The 15,023-nt window shown below is 54.8% G+C and carries 13 protein-coding genes; 10 read left to right on the plus strand and 3 right to left on the minus strand.

What is annotated here, in order from left to right:
• The first annotated feature begins 11 nt into the window (after nt 1-11).
• The 3 genes from J7382_RS04190 (at nt 12) to J7382_RS04200 (ending at nt 5,840) form a co-directional block, all read left to right on the plus strand.
• Nucleotides 12-1,427 (plus strand): mannose-1-phosphate guanylyltransferase/mannose-6-phosphate isomerase, encoded by a 1,416-nt coding sequence (locus tag J7382_RS04190; protein WP_209067414.1) that lies wholly within the window; start codon nt 12-14, stop codon nt 1,425-1,427.
• Between the two features lie 244 nt (nt 1,428-1,671).
• Nucleotides 1,672-3,066: a nucleotide sugar dehydrogenase gene (locus tag J7382_RS04195; protein WP_209067417.1), complete on the plus strand. Its 1,395-nt coding sequence runs from the start codon at nt 1,672-1,674 to the stop codon at nt 3,064-3,066.
• A 47-nt stretch (nt 3,067-3,113) separates the two neighbouring features.
• A complete protein-coding gene (locus tag J7382_RS04200) occupies nt 3,114-5,840 on the plus strand; it encodes a calcium-binding protein (protein WP_209067420.1) in 2,727 nt (908 codons plus the stop codon).
• Nucleotides 5,841-5,858: 18 nt separating this feature from the next.
• Here the strand turns inward: J7382_RS04200 and J7382_RS04205 are convergent, their stop codons facing one another.
• On the minus strand, nt 5,859-6,473 hold the full coding sequence (locus J7382_RS04205; protein ID WP_209067422.1) for a response regulator transcription factor: 615 nt from the start codon (nt 6,471-6,473) through the stop codon (nt 5,859-5,861).
• Between the two features lie 345 nt (nt 6,474-6,818).
• Here J7382_RS04205 and J7382_RS04210 point away from each other — a divergent pair, with 345 nt between their 5' ends.
• A complete protein-coding gene (locus tag J7382_RS04210; protein ID WP_209067423.1) occupies nt 6,819-7,316 on the plus strand; it encodes a molybdopterin-dependent oxidoreductase in 498 nt (165 codons plus the stop codon).
• 78 nt (nt 7,317-7,394) lie between these two features.
• Nucleotides 7,395-9,860 (plus strand): PAS domain-containing hybrid sensor histidine kinase/response regulator, encoded by a 2,466-nt coding sequence (locus tag J7382_RS04215; protein ID WP_209067424.1) that lies wholly within the window; start codon nt 7,395-7,397, stop codon nt 9,858-9,860.
• A 6-nt stretch (nt 9,861-9,866) separates the two neighbouring features.
• Here the strand turns inward: J7382_RS04215 and gndA are convergent, their stop codons facing one another.
• Together gndA and J7382_RS04225 are read right to left on the minus strand one after the other, a co-directional pair.
• On the minus strand, nt 9,867-11,267 hold the full coding sequence (gene gndA, locus J7382_RS04220) for an NADP-dependent phosphogluconate dehydrogenase (protein ID WP_209067425.1): 1,401 nt from the start codon (nt 11,265-11,267) through the stop codon (nt 9,867-9,869).
• A gap of 145 nt (nt 11,268-11,412) precedes the next feature.
• Nucleotides 11,413-11,949 (minus strand): gluconokinase, encoded by a 537-nt coding sequence (locus tag J7382_RS04225; RefSeq protein ID WP_209067426.1) that lies wholly within the window; start codon nt 11,947-11,949, stop codon nt 11,413-11,415.
• A gap of 295 nt (nt 11,950-12,244) precedes the next feature.
• Between J7382_RS04225 and rpsJ the strand changes: the two genes are divergently transcribed.
• From rpsJ to J7382_RS04250, 5 genes are all read left to right on the plus strand, one after another.
• Nucleotides 12,245-12,553, plus strand: coding sequence for a 30S ribosomal protein S10 (rpsJ, locus tag J7382_RS04230; protein ID WP_044028221.1), 309 nt, complete (start codon nt 12,245-12,247; stop codon nt 12,551-12,553).
• Between the two features lie 12 nt (nt 12,554-12,565).
• Nucleotides 12,566-13,291, plus strand: coding sequence for a 50S ribosomal protein L3 (rplC, locus tag J7382_RS04235; RefSeq protein ID WP_058238269.1), 726 nt, complete (start codon nt 12,566-12,568; stop codon nt 13,289-13,291).
• Nucleotides 13,288-13,905 carry a 50S ribosomal protein L4 gene (gene rplD / locus J7382_RS04240; RefSeq protein WP_209067427.1) on the plus strand — a complete coding sequence of 206 codons (618 nt, stop codon included), beginning with the start codon at nt 13,288-13,290 and terminating at the stop codon, nt 13,903-13,905. Before rplC ends, rplD begins: the two co-directional genes overlap by 4 nt.
• On the plus strand, nt 13,902-14,198 hold the full coding sequence (locus tag J7382_RS04245) for a 50S ribosomal protein L23 (RefSeq protein WP_058238271.1): 297 nt from the start codon (nt 13,902-13,904) through the stop codon (nt 14,196-14,198). Before rplD ends, J7382_RS04245 begins: the two co-directional genes overlap by 4 nt.
• 124 nt (nt 14,199-14,322) lie before the next feature.
• Nucleotides 14,323-14,997 carry a sulfotransferase gene (locus tag J7382_RS04250; RefSeq protein WP_209067428.1) on the plus strand — a complete coding sequence of 225 codons (675 nt, stop codon included), beginning with the start codon at nt 14,323-14,325 and terminating at the stop codon, nt 14,995-14,997.
• The last annotated feature ends 26 nt before the right edge of the window (nt 14,998-15,023 follow it).

Here is a 15,023-nt window from a genome sequence, read left to right on the forward strand (position 1 = left end):
GAGAGGTTTCAATGATCTATCCAGTCATTCTTGCAGGCGGCGCGGGCGCGCGTCTATGGCCCGTATCTCGCCGCAGCTTTCCAAAACAATTTGCAAGCTTGATGGACGGGCCAAGCCTGTTTCAGCGTACGGTGGAAAGGGTGATTGCACCGGGGTTCGCTGCCCCAACAGTGATTGCCGCCGAAGACTATCGCTTTCTGGCGCAAAAGCAGGTCGCTGACATTCAAGCACCTTTGGGGCAGTTGATCGTGGAGCCGGTTGCGCGCAATACAGCGGCTGCCATTTTGGTTGCGGCGCTGGCACATAAAGACACGCCAGACGCGGTGCTTTTGATTTTGCCAAGTGATCATCACGTAGAGGATGAACGCCTTTTTTTGCGTACGGTCAATAAGGCGGCAGGCGTGGCACGCAAAGGATTGATTGCGGCATTGGGTGTACAGCCAGCCAAGGCATCAACGGAATACGGCTACCTAAAGGTCGAAGGTGGCAACGACGATGCGCTTGTCATCTCTCGCTATGCTGAAAAGCCAGAATCTCGCCATGCTGAAGCGATGGTTGCTGAAGGGAACTGGCTTTGGAATACGGGCATCTATTTGTTTCGCGTGGATACAATTTTGCGCGCGTTTGAAAGCCACGCTCCGGATTTAATCGGTCCGGCCGAAGCAGCGCTTGCTTTGAGTGGGGAGGATTTGGGGTTTCGGAGGTTGGATCGGAAGGCATTTGGTCGCTGCGCCGATCTGCCTTTTGGCAAAGCGGTGATGGAAAACCTCGACGAATGTACCGCTTTGCACCTTGCCTGTGGGTGGGCTGACCTGGCTGATTGGCATGCTTTGAAAGAAGTGTGTGAGACCGATGGCGCTGACAACCTTGTCGCGGGCAATGCCTCCGCATTTGAATGCACAGGGAGTATTTTGAAATCCGCCGATCCAGACACAAAGATCGTTGGTATGGGACTGAAAGATATTGTGGCGGTCGCGACAGATGATGGAATTCTGGTTGCTGACCTGTCCCATAGTTCTGACGTGGGCGAGATGGTTGACACGCTGCGCGCGGAAGGTGCCGTGCAGGCAGATGGGTTCCGGCGCTGTTATCGCCCATGGGGGTATTATGAAACGCTCTCTCTGGGGGAGCGGTTTCAGGTGAAGCGCATAATGGTGGAACCTGGTGCGAAGCTGTCTTTGCAAAGCCACGTACATCGCGCGGAGCATTGGGTTGTTGTCAGTGGTGCGGCACGTGTGACGGTGAACGAGGATGTGCGGCTGCTTGGCGAAAACGAGAGCACGTATATTCCGCTTGGCGCAGTGCATCGTTTGGAAAATCCAGGAAAACTGCCTTTGCATCTGATTGAGGTCCAATCTGGCTGCTACCTCGGGGAGGACGATATCGTGCGCTATGAGGACGACTATCAAAGAGACGAGGTGCTCTGACGAAATTCGTATTCACTGTTGTCTTCTTGCTTACCCGGTTCAGTGGATACGGCGAACCTGCATGGGAAACCATGCAGGTTTTCGCATTTGGCGACGGCGCTTAGCAGAGCTTTGGGGCGGGAAAGGCGAAAGCTTATGACCCAAGGTATAGGTGCATGCCCCTTCGCGAGGTAATGCTGATCCTTCGCCTTAAAGTTTAATGAAAACATTCAGTTAAATTCTCCTTAATCAGGAGGACAGACACATGGAATACCGGAAGTTTTCTACTCAAGACGCGGAAATCATCATCCCAGCCCCGCGTGTAAAGCCAAGCATTAGCATTGTTGGTCTGGGGTATGTTGGTGCCGTCTCAACTGCGTGCCTTGCGGCACTTGGCCATGAGGTGATTGGCGTTGATCTGGATCAGCAGAAGGTGGATCAGATCGGGCGCGGTCAAAGCCCTATTCATGAGGCCGACCTGGCCGAGACATTGCAGGACGGTGTTGCCGGCGGGCTGATCAGCGCGACGCAGGATCTGCGGCAAGCCGTGCGGGATACGGATGTGACCTTCGTATCCGTTGGCACGCCTACGGCGGCAGATGGTGGATGTGATTACACCTACATTGAACAGGCAAGTGAAGCGATGGCCGAGGGATTGCGCGGCAAAAAGGGCTTCCATGTCTTTGCGATGCGCTGCTCCATTCCTCCGGGCACTACTATGGGGGTTATGGCACCAATCCTGGAACGTATCTCTGGCAAAGTGGCTGGCCGTGATTTTGGGATCTGCTTCAATCCTGAATTCCTGCGCGAAGGCGTCGCGATTGATGATTTTCGCAATCCGCCCAAAACCGTCATCGGAACCACTGATTTTGCCACTGCTGAAATCATGCGGCGCATTTACGAGCCTGTTGATGCAGATCCCATCCTGACGACCATCGAAGTGGCTGAAACCATCAAGTATGTGGACAATGTTTGGCACGCGACCAAGGTCTGCTTTGCCAATGAGGTTGGCCGCCTTTGCAAACCTTTGGGTGTCGATAGCCACGCTGTGATGGATATTTTCACACAAGATCAGAAGCTCAATCTGTCCGCTTATTATCTGAAGCCCGGCTTTGCCTATGGTGGCTCCTGCCTGCCCAAGGAGGTGCGCGCTGTACAGCATGTTGCCAGCACGCTGGGCGTCAACCTGCCCATGATTGGCAGTCTGGAAACCTCCAATAACGAGCAAATCCAGCAGGCTGTCGAAATGGTACGCAAGACCAATGCAAAGCGGGTGGGTATTCTGGGGCTGGCGTTCAAACCCGGCACAGATGATCTGCGTGAAAGCCCAATTCTTGAAGCGATGGCCGAGCTGCAGCGGGATGGCGTCGAGCTGATCGCGCATGACGCGGCCGTGACCAAAGACACGCCGCTTGGTGGGCTGGCCAGCTACACAAAATACGGCAGTCAGGGATTGGCCAAATTGGCCGCGGGGCTGAAGGACATGCTGCGTGAGGATGTGGATGCGGTGATGGCAGAAGCCGATGCCGTGATCGTGTGTCACGCCAGTGATGAATATCGCGTTGCGGTGGCAGAACACAGCGATGTGCCAGTGATTGACGTTGTCCGTCTGTTTGGCAGCGCCCCTCGCGACGTTGCAATCGATGGCATCGGCTGGTGAGCCGTTGCCAATTTCCAATGACTTTTGAGAATAAGTGAGGGTACGACATGTCCAACAGTAACCTATCTGCCATCATGGGCACGGGTCTTTCAGACAACAGGACGGGAACCAGCGCCGATGATGTGATCATCGGTCTGGCTGGCGACGATACTTTGTCTGGTGGTGCAGGAAATGACGAGATTTATGGCGACTATGCCGAAGCAAACCTGCTTGAAGGCACGTCCAGCGCCACCGGTTTTCAGGATTATGCGGACAGCGGCAGCTGGACCATCACCGCATTAGAAGGCGGGCATCAAGCGATGACGCAGACCGTCGAGACCGAAGCGGGCGGCGTCTACAATATGAGCTTTGATCTGGCCGCGAACTTTGCAGCGGGGCATGCAAACGCTGCGATTGAGGTGTTGGTTGATGGTGTGGTTGTGGGCACATTTGCCTCTGACAGCGGCGCCTACTCCACTTTTGATGTGTCTTTTACCGCTGACGATGAGACGTCTGAAATCACGCTTCAATCGGTTCAAGCCGAAGGCAGTGGGCCAATAATTGATACAACTGGGCCGGTGTTTCACTATGCAAGGGACATGGAGATTGGTGGTCAGACCGTTGAGGTGGCGGCCTTCGCCGATGGTCAGGCTAACCTCTATCAAGTGCTGAATGGCACGCTGCATGTCTTTGATGTAGAAACGCAGACCTATGAGTTGGCAGGGGTCGCAGGCACCGTGAACGTCAACTCGATGGGCTACAATGCTGAAGACGATTTGCTCTATGCTATTGCCGTTAGCGATGGTGTGGACTCTCTGGGTCAGACAGTCGCACGTTCAGATCTTATTATGTTGGATGCCGAGGGGAACAGTTATCGCATTGGTGAGACGCCGTATCGGGCGTGGACCGGGGATTTTGATGATCAGGGCAATCTTTGGTCGTTCCACTCCAGCATGGATCGTATTTCTGTGATCGATGTTGATCAGTTTGATGCGGAGGGCAACCCTGTTGCCACTGTATACCGCTTGCCAAATGAATTGGTGCAACACCGGGTGTACGATGTAGCCTTCGATGCCAATACACAGAGCTTTTACGGTGTCGCGCGGCCATCTGCTGAGGGGGCCGATACGATCCTTTTGGTTGTGGATATTTCCAGCAGTTCTCCCGAGTTTACCACCGTGCCTGTGACCTCCACCGTTGTGGAGGGTGTCACACTTGATGGGGCGCCTTTGGTGACCTTTGGAGCCGCAATCATGGATGCGGAGGGCAACCTTTTTGTAGGGGGCAACTCTGGTGACCACGATATGAACAATGCGACCGGCAACTCTGGCGGTATTTATCAGGTCATCATCGATCCGGATACCGGAGAAGCGAGCTTGCATCTGATCACGGCTGCACCTGGATCCTATTCGAATGACGGGGCTGCTGATCCAACCGCAGAGAGTCCCTTTGTAGAGGTAGATCTCAATTCTTCCGTGTTGATCCGCGATTTGGAACTTGTGGCAACCACCGAGGGGGCCCTGACCTATGATGACTCCCTAATCGGAGAAGCGGGTAATGATACGCTTGATGGCGGCATTGGCGACGATGAACTGATTGGTGGCGGAGCTGGCGACACGCTGCTTGGCGGCAGTGGCGATGACTATCTGGACGGAGGAGCTGGGCCTGGTTGGGAAAGTGACCTGATTTCCGTGTATGATAGCAATGGTTTGCGGTTTGACCAATTTGGCAATCCACTTCCTGAAAATGACGATGTGCTGCTAGGCGGGGCCGGAGACGACACGCTGCGCGGTTCTGCAGGGCATGACACGCTTGATGGTGGTGAGGCCAATGACCAACTGAGTGGCGGCTCCGGCTCTGATCTTCTGTTTGGGAGCGCGGGCAATGACACGCTTGTGGGAGGTGGGCAGGATGACATCCTGTCCGGCGGCGCGGATGACGATGATCTGACCGGGGGTACGGGTGATGATCAGCTGTCTGGCGACGCTGGGAATGATGTGCTTGCGGGCGGCTCTGGTGCAGACACGCTGAACGGCGGGGAAGGCGACGATGTCCTTGGTGGCGGTACTGGCGATGACCGCCTCGATGGGGATGAGGGAGCGGACTCGCTTTCCGGCAGTTCTGGCAATGATGTCTTGAACGGGGGCAGTGGCGCAGACTCGCTGAATGGCGGAAGCGGCAATGATACGCTGGATGGCGGAGACGATGCTGACCGTCTTATCGGAGGGTCTGGTGAGGACGCGCTTTTTGGCGGCGAGGGCGCCGATACGCTCTCCGGTGGCAACGGCAACGATGTCTTGGAGGGTGGTGCGGGGGCCGATAATCTCCGTGGTGGCGTTGATGACGATGTGTTGCGCGGCGGCGATGGCCGGGACTATTTGCGCGGCGATCGAGGGGATGACCTGATCGAGGGCGGCAGAGACAATGACTATTTGTCCGGTGCCTCCGGCAGCGACACGCTGGATGGGGGATCAGGCAATGATCGCCTTTATCTGGGCGCAGGCGCAGATCAAGCTGCTGGGGGAGCTGGTGCAGATCGGTTCATTTTCCGTAGTGATGATTTGGATGGCTCAACGGACATCATCACAGATTTCGATGTCACTCAGGGTGACCGGCTGGATCTGCGTGCTCTGGGGCTGGCAGATGACGAAGCGGATTTTTCCACCTGGTTTAGCTCCAACGCTCTGGTTGTCGGCGAGGATCTCCATCTGGCACTTGGCAATAGCACAACACTTGTCCTCAGAGATGGCGGGGATGACGCCCTCTCTATTTATGACAACATTCTTTTTGGATGATTGTCGTGAGAAGCAGGCTTACTCAAAGCCTGCTTCTTTTGCCACCAAAGCCGCCTGAGTGCGGTTTTTTGCGTTCAGCTTTTTGCATACGGTGCGGACGTGGAGTTTGATTGTCACTTCCTGAAGATCCAGATCTCGAGCGATCTCCTTGTTGGAGGCTCCTTTGCACAAGCCAGACAACACTTGCTTTTCGCGTTGACTGAATTGTTTGGCAAAATCGCTTTCCTCAGTCGCCCCACCATCCGCAAGTACGGTTGCAGGTACAAAGGTCTCTCCAGCAATCATGAAGCGCACCGCGTTTACCAGAGATTTGGCGCCCATTGTTTTTGGCAGGAACCCAATCGCTCCTATTTCAAGAGCTTCATGTGCGATCTTGTTGGGGGCGGTGCCACTGACAATAGCGAAGGCTTGTTCAGGATGCTTTTGAATAGCGTCAGTCAACCCCTGAAGGCCGTTCATTCCGGGCATGCTGAAATCCAAGAGCACCAAGTCAAAAGGCCCCTTTTGCTCAAGTGTCTTCATGGCTTCAAAATAGTCAGAGGCGGCAACGACGGCTGCGCGACCTTCTGTTGTGAGGTAGGCCGAAATGGTTTCACGAACCATGCCGTGGTCATCTGCCAATAAAATGCGCATTGATACCGGGCGTCCTATATGGCGATCATCATATGAGTTTACTGGCTCGATGGTTGCACTGCCAGTACTGTCAACCTTACCCGAAGAGTGTGAAAATTGCATTGCGAACCTCTCTTTCAGAATTCAGACAGCGCCTTTTGAGAGCATGTGCTGTAACCGTATAGCTCACGGTAAGTTCGCATAGTTGGCTGCGACAGTGGGCACGCAAGGGATGTGCTGCTGCAGCGATCGGTTACGCAAACTATACCAAAGGTTAGTTCGGTGACCCAATGCACCACAGGCGTTGTGAGCGTGTTGTGTCACAACTCCAAGCAACGCAGTTTTTGAAAGCAGGAGTGTTTTGCTATGTTCCAAGTGAAAAAGTTTGTCATCGCCCTAGTCTTCGCAGTCGGCTTGCCCACTTTGGCAAGTGCGGAGGACACATTGTTGACGGTTTCGGGCGAAGTTGCCGCGACGGAGCAGGGGCAGGCATGGAGCTTCACGGTCGAAGACCTGCGTGAGATGCCTAAAACAACCTTTGAAACCGAGACGATCTGGACGGATGGTGTTCAGGTCTTTGAAGGCGTGTCTTTGGACGTTCTGCTGGATCATGTTGGTGCGCAGGGAGAGACCATTCGCGCGACAGCTGCTAACGATTATGCGATTACCATTCCGTCGGGGGATGCCGTTTCGGGTGGCCCTATTGTGGCCTATCTGCGCAACGGGCAGGAAATGTCGCTGCGTGATAAGGGCCCTTTGTGGATCGTTTACCCATTTGATGATAATGTAATATACAAGTCTGAAGAGTATTATTCTCGGAGTATATGGCAACTGAACCGTATTGAGGTTGTTGCAGGTGAGTGATTTGAGGTTGGTATAAGACAAGTAGGCAAACCGATTATGATTGGCCGTTGGCCCTTCGTTCTGTTTGCGGGCCTAGTGGTGGCAAGTCTATTTGCCATCGGTGGGTTGGGGCGCACGGTTTTTGCAGACTTGCGGGCGCTTTCCACCGCCCAAAATGACGATATCAGCTGGACGATGTCTCAGCTGGAAGTGGAACTATTGCGTCTGCAAAATGCAACGCAACAGGCCCAATTGAAGGAGGGCGGCGATCTTGCCATCGTTAGAAAACGCTTTGATATCTTCTATAGCCGCATCACGACATTCCGTGAGGCGTCGTTTTTTCAGTCCTTAGAGCCGAGCCCAAGGGCGCGCGCGCAACTGGCGCAGGTTGTGACATTTCTTGAAGATACAGCGGTTCTGATCGACTCCGATGATGCAACGTTGATGGCAAAGCTTGATGTCCTGCATGTGTCGATCAAAGAGATCGCACCAGCTGTGCGCGGGTTGGCTCTGGCTGGCGTTGGTATCTTTACAACGCAGGAGGCAGAGCGCCGGGAGGCGTTGTCATCCACGCTTTCAGCCTCTGCGATCGGGTTGATATGCTTGATTGTGCTATTGTTCTTTGCGGTTGGAATTCTGGTGGCGCTTTTTCGGCAGGGGCAGCGTTTTGTTCATGTCAGCGAGATTGCGCGCGCCCGATTTGAATCTGCGATTGCCTCCTCGTTGGATGCCGTCCTTGTTGTGGATGTGAACGGCCATATCATTGAGTTTAACGGCGCGGCCGAGACCGTGTTTGGCTACAGGCGTGAGGAAGCGCTGGGCGCCGATATGGTGGAACTCGTTATTCCTCATAATATGCGTAAGGCGCATCGCGCAGGCATGAGACGGTTTCTGAGGACTGGGAATGCAAAAGTTCTTGGGGCAGGCCGTATTCGCTTGGAAGGGCTGCGAAAATCGGGGGAGGTGTTCCCGGTTGAACTTTCAATTGCGATTTCAGAGGCGAGCGGAGAGAAAGTCTTCGTATCTTATCTGCGCGATATCACCAGCGAATTGCAGGCGGAAGAAGAATTGCAAAACGCCCTTTTGAAGGCGCAGGAGGGGGAAAAGGCCAAATCTGATCTTCTCACGGTGATGAGCCATGAAATGCGCACGCCGCTCAATGGTATCTTAGGCTCTTTGGAAATGATCGATCAGGCTGGTTTGAGTGATAAGCAGCGACATCACCTAAATTCTATTGCGGTATCCGGGGAGTTACTCCTGTCACATGTCAACGATGTGTTGGATCTGTCACGTGCCAGCGCCCAAAATGGCGATACACATGACAGCATTTTTGACCTTGGGGCTTTGGTCAACAATATATGTGATAGTCTTCGTGCGCATGCAAAGGCCCGCGGGAACGATCTGATTGTCGAGGTTTTAACGCCGGACCTCGGATATGTTTCTGGCAATCAGGCAGCCTTACAGAGATGTCTGATAAATCTCGTTGGCAATGCAATCAAATTCACAGAGGACGGCGCCGTTATTGTGGAAACCGAGCGTTTGGCCTCTGAGGAAATGGTTGAGATCAGGGTGGCGGACACCGGCGTGGGCATTGCCCAAGAGGATTTGGATCGTATCTTTGAAGAATTCGTCACGGTGGATACGGCCTATGATCGCGAGAATGCAGGGACGGGTCTCGGGCTCGCGATCACCAAGGGCTTGGTGCAGGAGATGGGCGGGGATATTTTCGCCGATAGCGAGCTGGAGGAAGGAAGCCTGTTTACCATTCGTGTGCCCATGCCCGTTGTCCAAAAACAACGTGTAATGACCCCGCGCAATACCGAACAGACCCTTCCGGACTTGCCTGACGGGATCAGCTGTTTGGTGGTGGATGACAATCAGATCAACAGAGATATCCTGACGGCCATTCTGGAAGATCTGGGTGTTGCTGTGGACGAAGCCAGCGGTGGCTTTGAGGCTATTGCGCTGGCTGAAAACAAGGGTTTTGATTTGTTGTTGCTCGATATCAGCATGCCGGAAATAGATGGTATCGAGACATTGGCGCGGATCAGAGCGGGGGGCGGAGCGTCTTGCGCGACGCCGGCCATAGCAGTGACTGCCCATGCTGCGGCGCGGGACCATGAGAATATTCTTCAAGCCGATTTTCATAGCATACTGGTAAAGCCGCTCAGCAAGGCGGGGGTGCATCAGCGTTTGGCTGTGCTCTTTGACCTCATGGATGATACGCTGGGGGCTGAGAACGAGCAAAGCGATATGCCAGAGTTCTTGCAAAGGTTTGGGGTTGCGCGTTTTGAGGCCGCTTTGGAAGAGGCTCTGGAGGAAGCCGAGTCTTTTGTTGAGGCGCTTGTGGTGGCTGAAGGTTTGACCGAGGGGTTACGTGAGGAGGCGCATCGGCTTTCCGGTTCTGCGGCGATCCTTGGGCAGCAGGCGCTGTGGCGCGCGCTGCAAGACATTCAAAATGTAGCGCAGACAGACTGGTCAGATGCGCGCAGCAATTTGCTTGAGACGGTCAGAACAGAGCTCAGGCATGCGCGGTCTTCCTGGATCGCGTCAGAAGAGGCCTAGCTGGTTTTAGCTGTCCCAAGGGCCGTGATGCCCGGTGCCGCCATCCAAGCGGGCAAAACCATGACGGCCAAAGAAATCCCTTTGTCCCTGAATAAGGTCGGCGGTGCCTCGGGCCTGTGTCATGCCGTCAAACCAAGCCAGCGCAGCTGTCATAACGGGGATAGGGTGTCCGGCCTTGATGCTTTCGGCAACCACCGTCCGGAGCGCCGGTAAGGTTGTTTCCAGAAGAGGCACCATTGCCGGGGCAAAAGCCAGAATTTGGGTCGAGGGTACGGCCTCATAGGTCTGCGCTATTTCCGAGAGCAACCGAGAGCGAATGATGCAGCCCGCGCGCCAGATTTCTGCACAGCGTGCCAGTTTGAGAGACCAGTCGAATTCCTGCGAGGCAGTTGAGAGCAAACCGAACCCCTGACTGTGGCTCAATATGCGCGCGGCCAAGATCGCCTGTTCAAGCTGCGCCGTATCCAAAGCGACCTCGCCCCGCTGGACCTCAAACAGGGCTTGGCCGGTATGGCGCGCCTCTGGATGTGCCGACCAGATACGCGCACCAACTGCAGCTTCGATTGTTGAGGCTGAGACACCAAGCTTTTGCGCTTCAATTGCCGTCCAGCGCCCTGTGCCTTTTTGGCCCGCCGTGTCCACAATCATATCGAGAATTGGTTTGTCGGTGGCTGGATCTATAGCGCGCAGAACCTCTGCGGAGATTTCCACGAGATAGCTTTGCAATCGGCCTTCGTTCCACGTGGCAAACACGTCCCCAATTTGGGGCGGTGTCATGGACATGCCGTTGCGCATAAGCCCGTAGGTTTCTGCCAGTATCTGCATGTCGGCATATTCGATGCCGTTGTGGACAGTCTTTACAAAATGCCCTGCTCCATCTGGACCCACGCGATCGACGCAGGGCGTACCTTCAAAATCCGCGGCAATCGCCTCAAGCATAGGACGCAAGGTCTTCCAAACGGATTCTGTTCCGCCCACCATCATGGCCGGGCCTTTGCGAGCCCCTTCTTCCCCTCCGGAGACCCCCATGCCCATGTAGCCAAGCCCTTCGGCCTCCAGTGCCTGCGCCCGACGGCGTGTGTCGTGAAAATCTGAGTTGCCCGCGTCGATCAGAACGTCGCCGGGCCGCATATGCGGCTTGGCCTGCGCGATGCTGTCATCAATGGCAGCGCCCGCAGGGATCAACATGATGATAGCGCGGGGACCGGGCATGGTCTCAGTCATTTCGGCAAGGGTGCGGTGCCCCGTAAACATCGGTTTTTGAGCGCCTGCATTGGCAACAAAACGTTCTGTGTCTTCGGGCTTGTATGAGGCGACGTGCAGATGGAAGCCCTTGTCTGCGATATTCTGTGCCAGCGCGCCGCCCATTGTCCCAAGCCCGTAAAGGCCAAAGTTCGCGATTTCCATGAAGCATTCCTATTTGCGAGTGCGCGCGGCGCGCGGATGATGTGCCTGGCGGTAGCGGCTTGGACCTTGCGTTGATCTTGTGTGACCTGCATCTGGGGCAAGTGTCAATGCGGCGGATGTCGCAAAGAACAGTGCCGCACATCCTTCATGTTATATGCGCGGAAGTGGGCAGCTGAGATAGAACCCGCTCAATGATGGTGTCTGGTGGCAAAGTGCCATCAATCAGCAGATGATCTTCGTCTTTGGTGAGCGGCTCTAGCGCTGCAAACTGACTGGATAGGAGGCTGGCGGGCATGAAGTGATCCTGCCTCTTGGAGATCCGATGCAAAATGACGTCCTTCGGGGCCGTAAGGTGCAGAAAGGTCGTTTGTGGATTGTTGGTTTTTAGGAGGTCGCGATATTGACGTTTCAGGGCGGAGCAGGTCGCGACCAAATCTTTGTCCGGGTGGTGGTGATGGTGCTCTGATATGGCACTCCGAAGAGCCTGTAGCCAGGGAATGCGCATCTCATCGGTCAGCGGTAGACCTTGCGCCATTCTGTCGATGTTGGATTTAGGATGTAGGTCGTCTGCCTCAAGATATTGAGCCTTCAGCGCCTGTGCGAGGGCCTGTGCGAGTGTGCTTTTGCCAACCCCACTCACGCCCATGACGATGAATGTCTGTCCCTTGAAGGTGGCTGCCATTTCCAACATTCCCTCTATATGCTTCTGCTGATCATGGTCATGTCCGTGCGGCGAAAGAGCAACTGCCAATGTGCAGTTATATCTCGTCTTCGAGGCACGCCCTTGACCGAGGCGCGCGGACGGACGGAGAGCTTTTGCAGGATACCCCTTGCCAGACATGCAAATCAGCTGTAGAGGGCGCGGGTTCCTTACTGGAATCTTGAGGCGGGGTGATTCCCGCCTTTTGGGTTCGATGAGGGTTTGCGGTGGTCGCGGATCCTCCTCTCAACTCCAACGCCTAAAAAAGGCTGACGAAATGCAAAGTCAAAACATTCGCATTCGGCTGAAGGCTTTTGATTACCGTGTGCTGGACGCTAGCACTCAGGAAATCGTGAACACTGCAAAGCGCACCGGCGCGCAGGTTCGTGGCCCGATCCCGCTTCCCAACAAGATTGAGAAGTTCACCGTTCTGCGTGGTCCACACGTAGACAAGAAATCCCGCGATCAGTTTGAGATCCGTACGCACAAGCGTCTTCTCGACATCGTTGATCCGACCCCGCAGACCGTTGACGCGCTGATGAAGCTCGATCTGGCGGCCGGCGTGGACGTGCAGATCTCTGTTTAAGGAGAATATCTGATGCGTTCCGGTATTATCGCAAAGAAAGTGGGCATGACCCGCTTGTTCATGGAAGACGGCAAGCAGATCCCTGTGACCGTTCTTTCGCTCGACGGCCTGCAGGTTGTTGCTCAGCGCACCGAAGAGAAAGACGGCTACACCGCCGTTCAGCTCGGCGCTGGCACAGCAAAAGCCAAGCGTACCTCCAAAGCCATGCGTGGCCACTTCGCAGCAGCGAAAGTGGAGCCAAAGCGCAAGATGGTTGAGTTCCGCGTTCCAGCAGACGGCCTGATCGAAGTGGGCGCGGAAATCTCCGCAGAGCACTTCCTTGAAGGTCAGAAAGTGGACGTTGCGGGCACCTCCATCGGTAAAGGTTTTGCCGGTGCGATGAAGCGCCACAACTTTGGTGGTCTGCGCGCTACTCACGGTGTTTCCATCAGCCACCGTTCCCACGGTTCCACCGGTCAGTGTCAAGACCCGGGCCGCGTGTTCAAGGGCAAGAAGATGGCTGGTCACATGGGTGCGGTTCGCGTAACCACCCAAAACCTCGAAGTCGTGAAAACCGACGCCGAGCGTGGTCTGCTCTTCATCAAAGGTGCCGTTCCTGGCTCCAAAGGTGGTTGGGTTTCCGTTAAGGACGCCGTGAAGAAAAAAGCACCTGAAGGTCTGCCTTTCCCGGCAGCCGTGAAAGCAGCAGCGACCGAAGCTCCGGCTGAAGAAGCACCTGCGGAAGGCGGTGAAGCATGAAACTTGACGTGATCAAACTCGACGGCTCCAAGGCCGGTTCTGTTGAACTGTCCGAAGACCTGTTCGGTCAAGAGCCACGTGCGGACATCCTGCACCGTGTGGTTCGTTGGCAGCGCAACAACGCGCAGGCCGGCACTCACAAGGTGAAGACCCGTTCCGAGACTTCTTATTCCACTAAAAAGATCTATCGCCAAAAAGGCACCGGCGGCGCACGCCACGGTGACCGTAACGCGCCGATCTTCCGCGGTGGTGGTATCTACAAAGGTCCAGTTGTGCGTAGCCACGGCCACGACCTGCCGAAGAAGTTCCGCAAGCTCGGCCTGAAGCACGCCCTGTCCGCGAAAGCGAAAGCAGGCGAGCTGGTTGTGATCGAAGATGCAGCGTCTGAAGGCAAGACTGCCGCTCTGGCCAAGCAGGTGAAAAACCTGGGCTGGAAACGTGCTCTGGTCATCGATGGTGCGTCCGTGAACGAAGGCTTCCTGAAAGCATCGCGCAACATCGAAGGTCTGGATATCCTGCCGACCATGGGCGCGAACGTTTATGACATCCTCAAGCGTGACACTCTGGTGATCACCAAAGCGGGGATCGAAGCACTGGAGGCTCGTCTGAAATGAGCGCGAAGGCAGAACACTACGATGTGATCCGCAAGCCGGTCATCACCGAGAAATCCACAATGGCGTCCGAAAACGGTGCAGTGGTTTTCGAAGTGGCGATCGACAGCAACAAACCACAGATCAAAGAAGCTGTTGAAGCACTCTTTGGTGTGAAGGTCAAAGCGGTCAACACCACCATCACCAAGGGTAAAGTCAAACGTTTCCGCGGCCAGCTTGGCAAGCGTAAAGACGTGAAAAAGGCTTACGTGACTCTGGAAGAAGGCAACACGATCGACGTGTCCACCGGACTGTAAGATCCTGCCTAAAAAATTGGAGCTGTCCGGGAAATCGGGCAGCTCATTTTCTTTATGTATTGCGCATTTTTAAGCTCACACTAGTTTTGTGTTGGCAAAGAATTTTTAATGGCAGGGCAAGCGCGTGTATTCTCACACCATTGCGTTTCGCGACGACGAGACTCTCCGTACCGGAAAGCAACGCACTCTGATGATCTACGGGGTTAACCGTGGAGGTACCACAGCTGTTGCAGGTGGTATCCGCCGCATGGGCGTCTTTCTGGGTGATGATATGGAGGGCAACCTCGAAGATAAGTGTTTTCGGTTCAAACATGGGCTCGATGCTATTCGCGCCACGGTCGCGCAGCGCAACGCGGACTATGATGTATGGGGATGGAAGCACCCTCATCCTCATCAGTACATCGATGAGATTTTGCCCGAGCTGCGCAATCCTCGTTTGATCCTCGTAACGCGCGACATGACGGCCAACACTTTAGGCGTTTCATCTTGGGATCAAGAGGCGCTTGGTAAAGGTGTGGGGCTATATATGGGGCAAACCCGCAAGAATGTAGATCTTATGTGGAATGCGAAATGTCCTGTAATGCTGGTCAGCTATGAGAAGTTGGTTCTAAAACCCGAGGCGGTCTTGAAAGAGCTTGCGCATTTTTGTGGGTTGACCCCGAAGAAGGCGCTCGTTTCGCATGCTGCTGAATTTATCAAGCCCGGAGCCTATCAGCCCGAAGAGGCGAAAGCGCTGACGTTTTCCGAGTATTGCCGTCACCGTGGTAGCCTTATCAAGCGCCGATTTTTAAAGCGCTAACTCTCTGGGAAACAAACCTTCCCTTT

The sequence above is a fragment of the Shimia sp. R11_0 genome, assembly GCF_017744035.1.
GTDB lineage: Bacteria > Pseudomonadota > Alphaproteobacteria > Rhodobacterales > Rhodobacteraceae > Shimia > Shimia marina.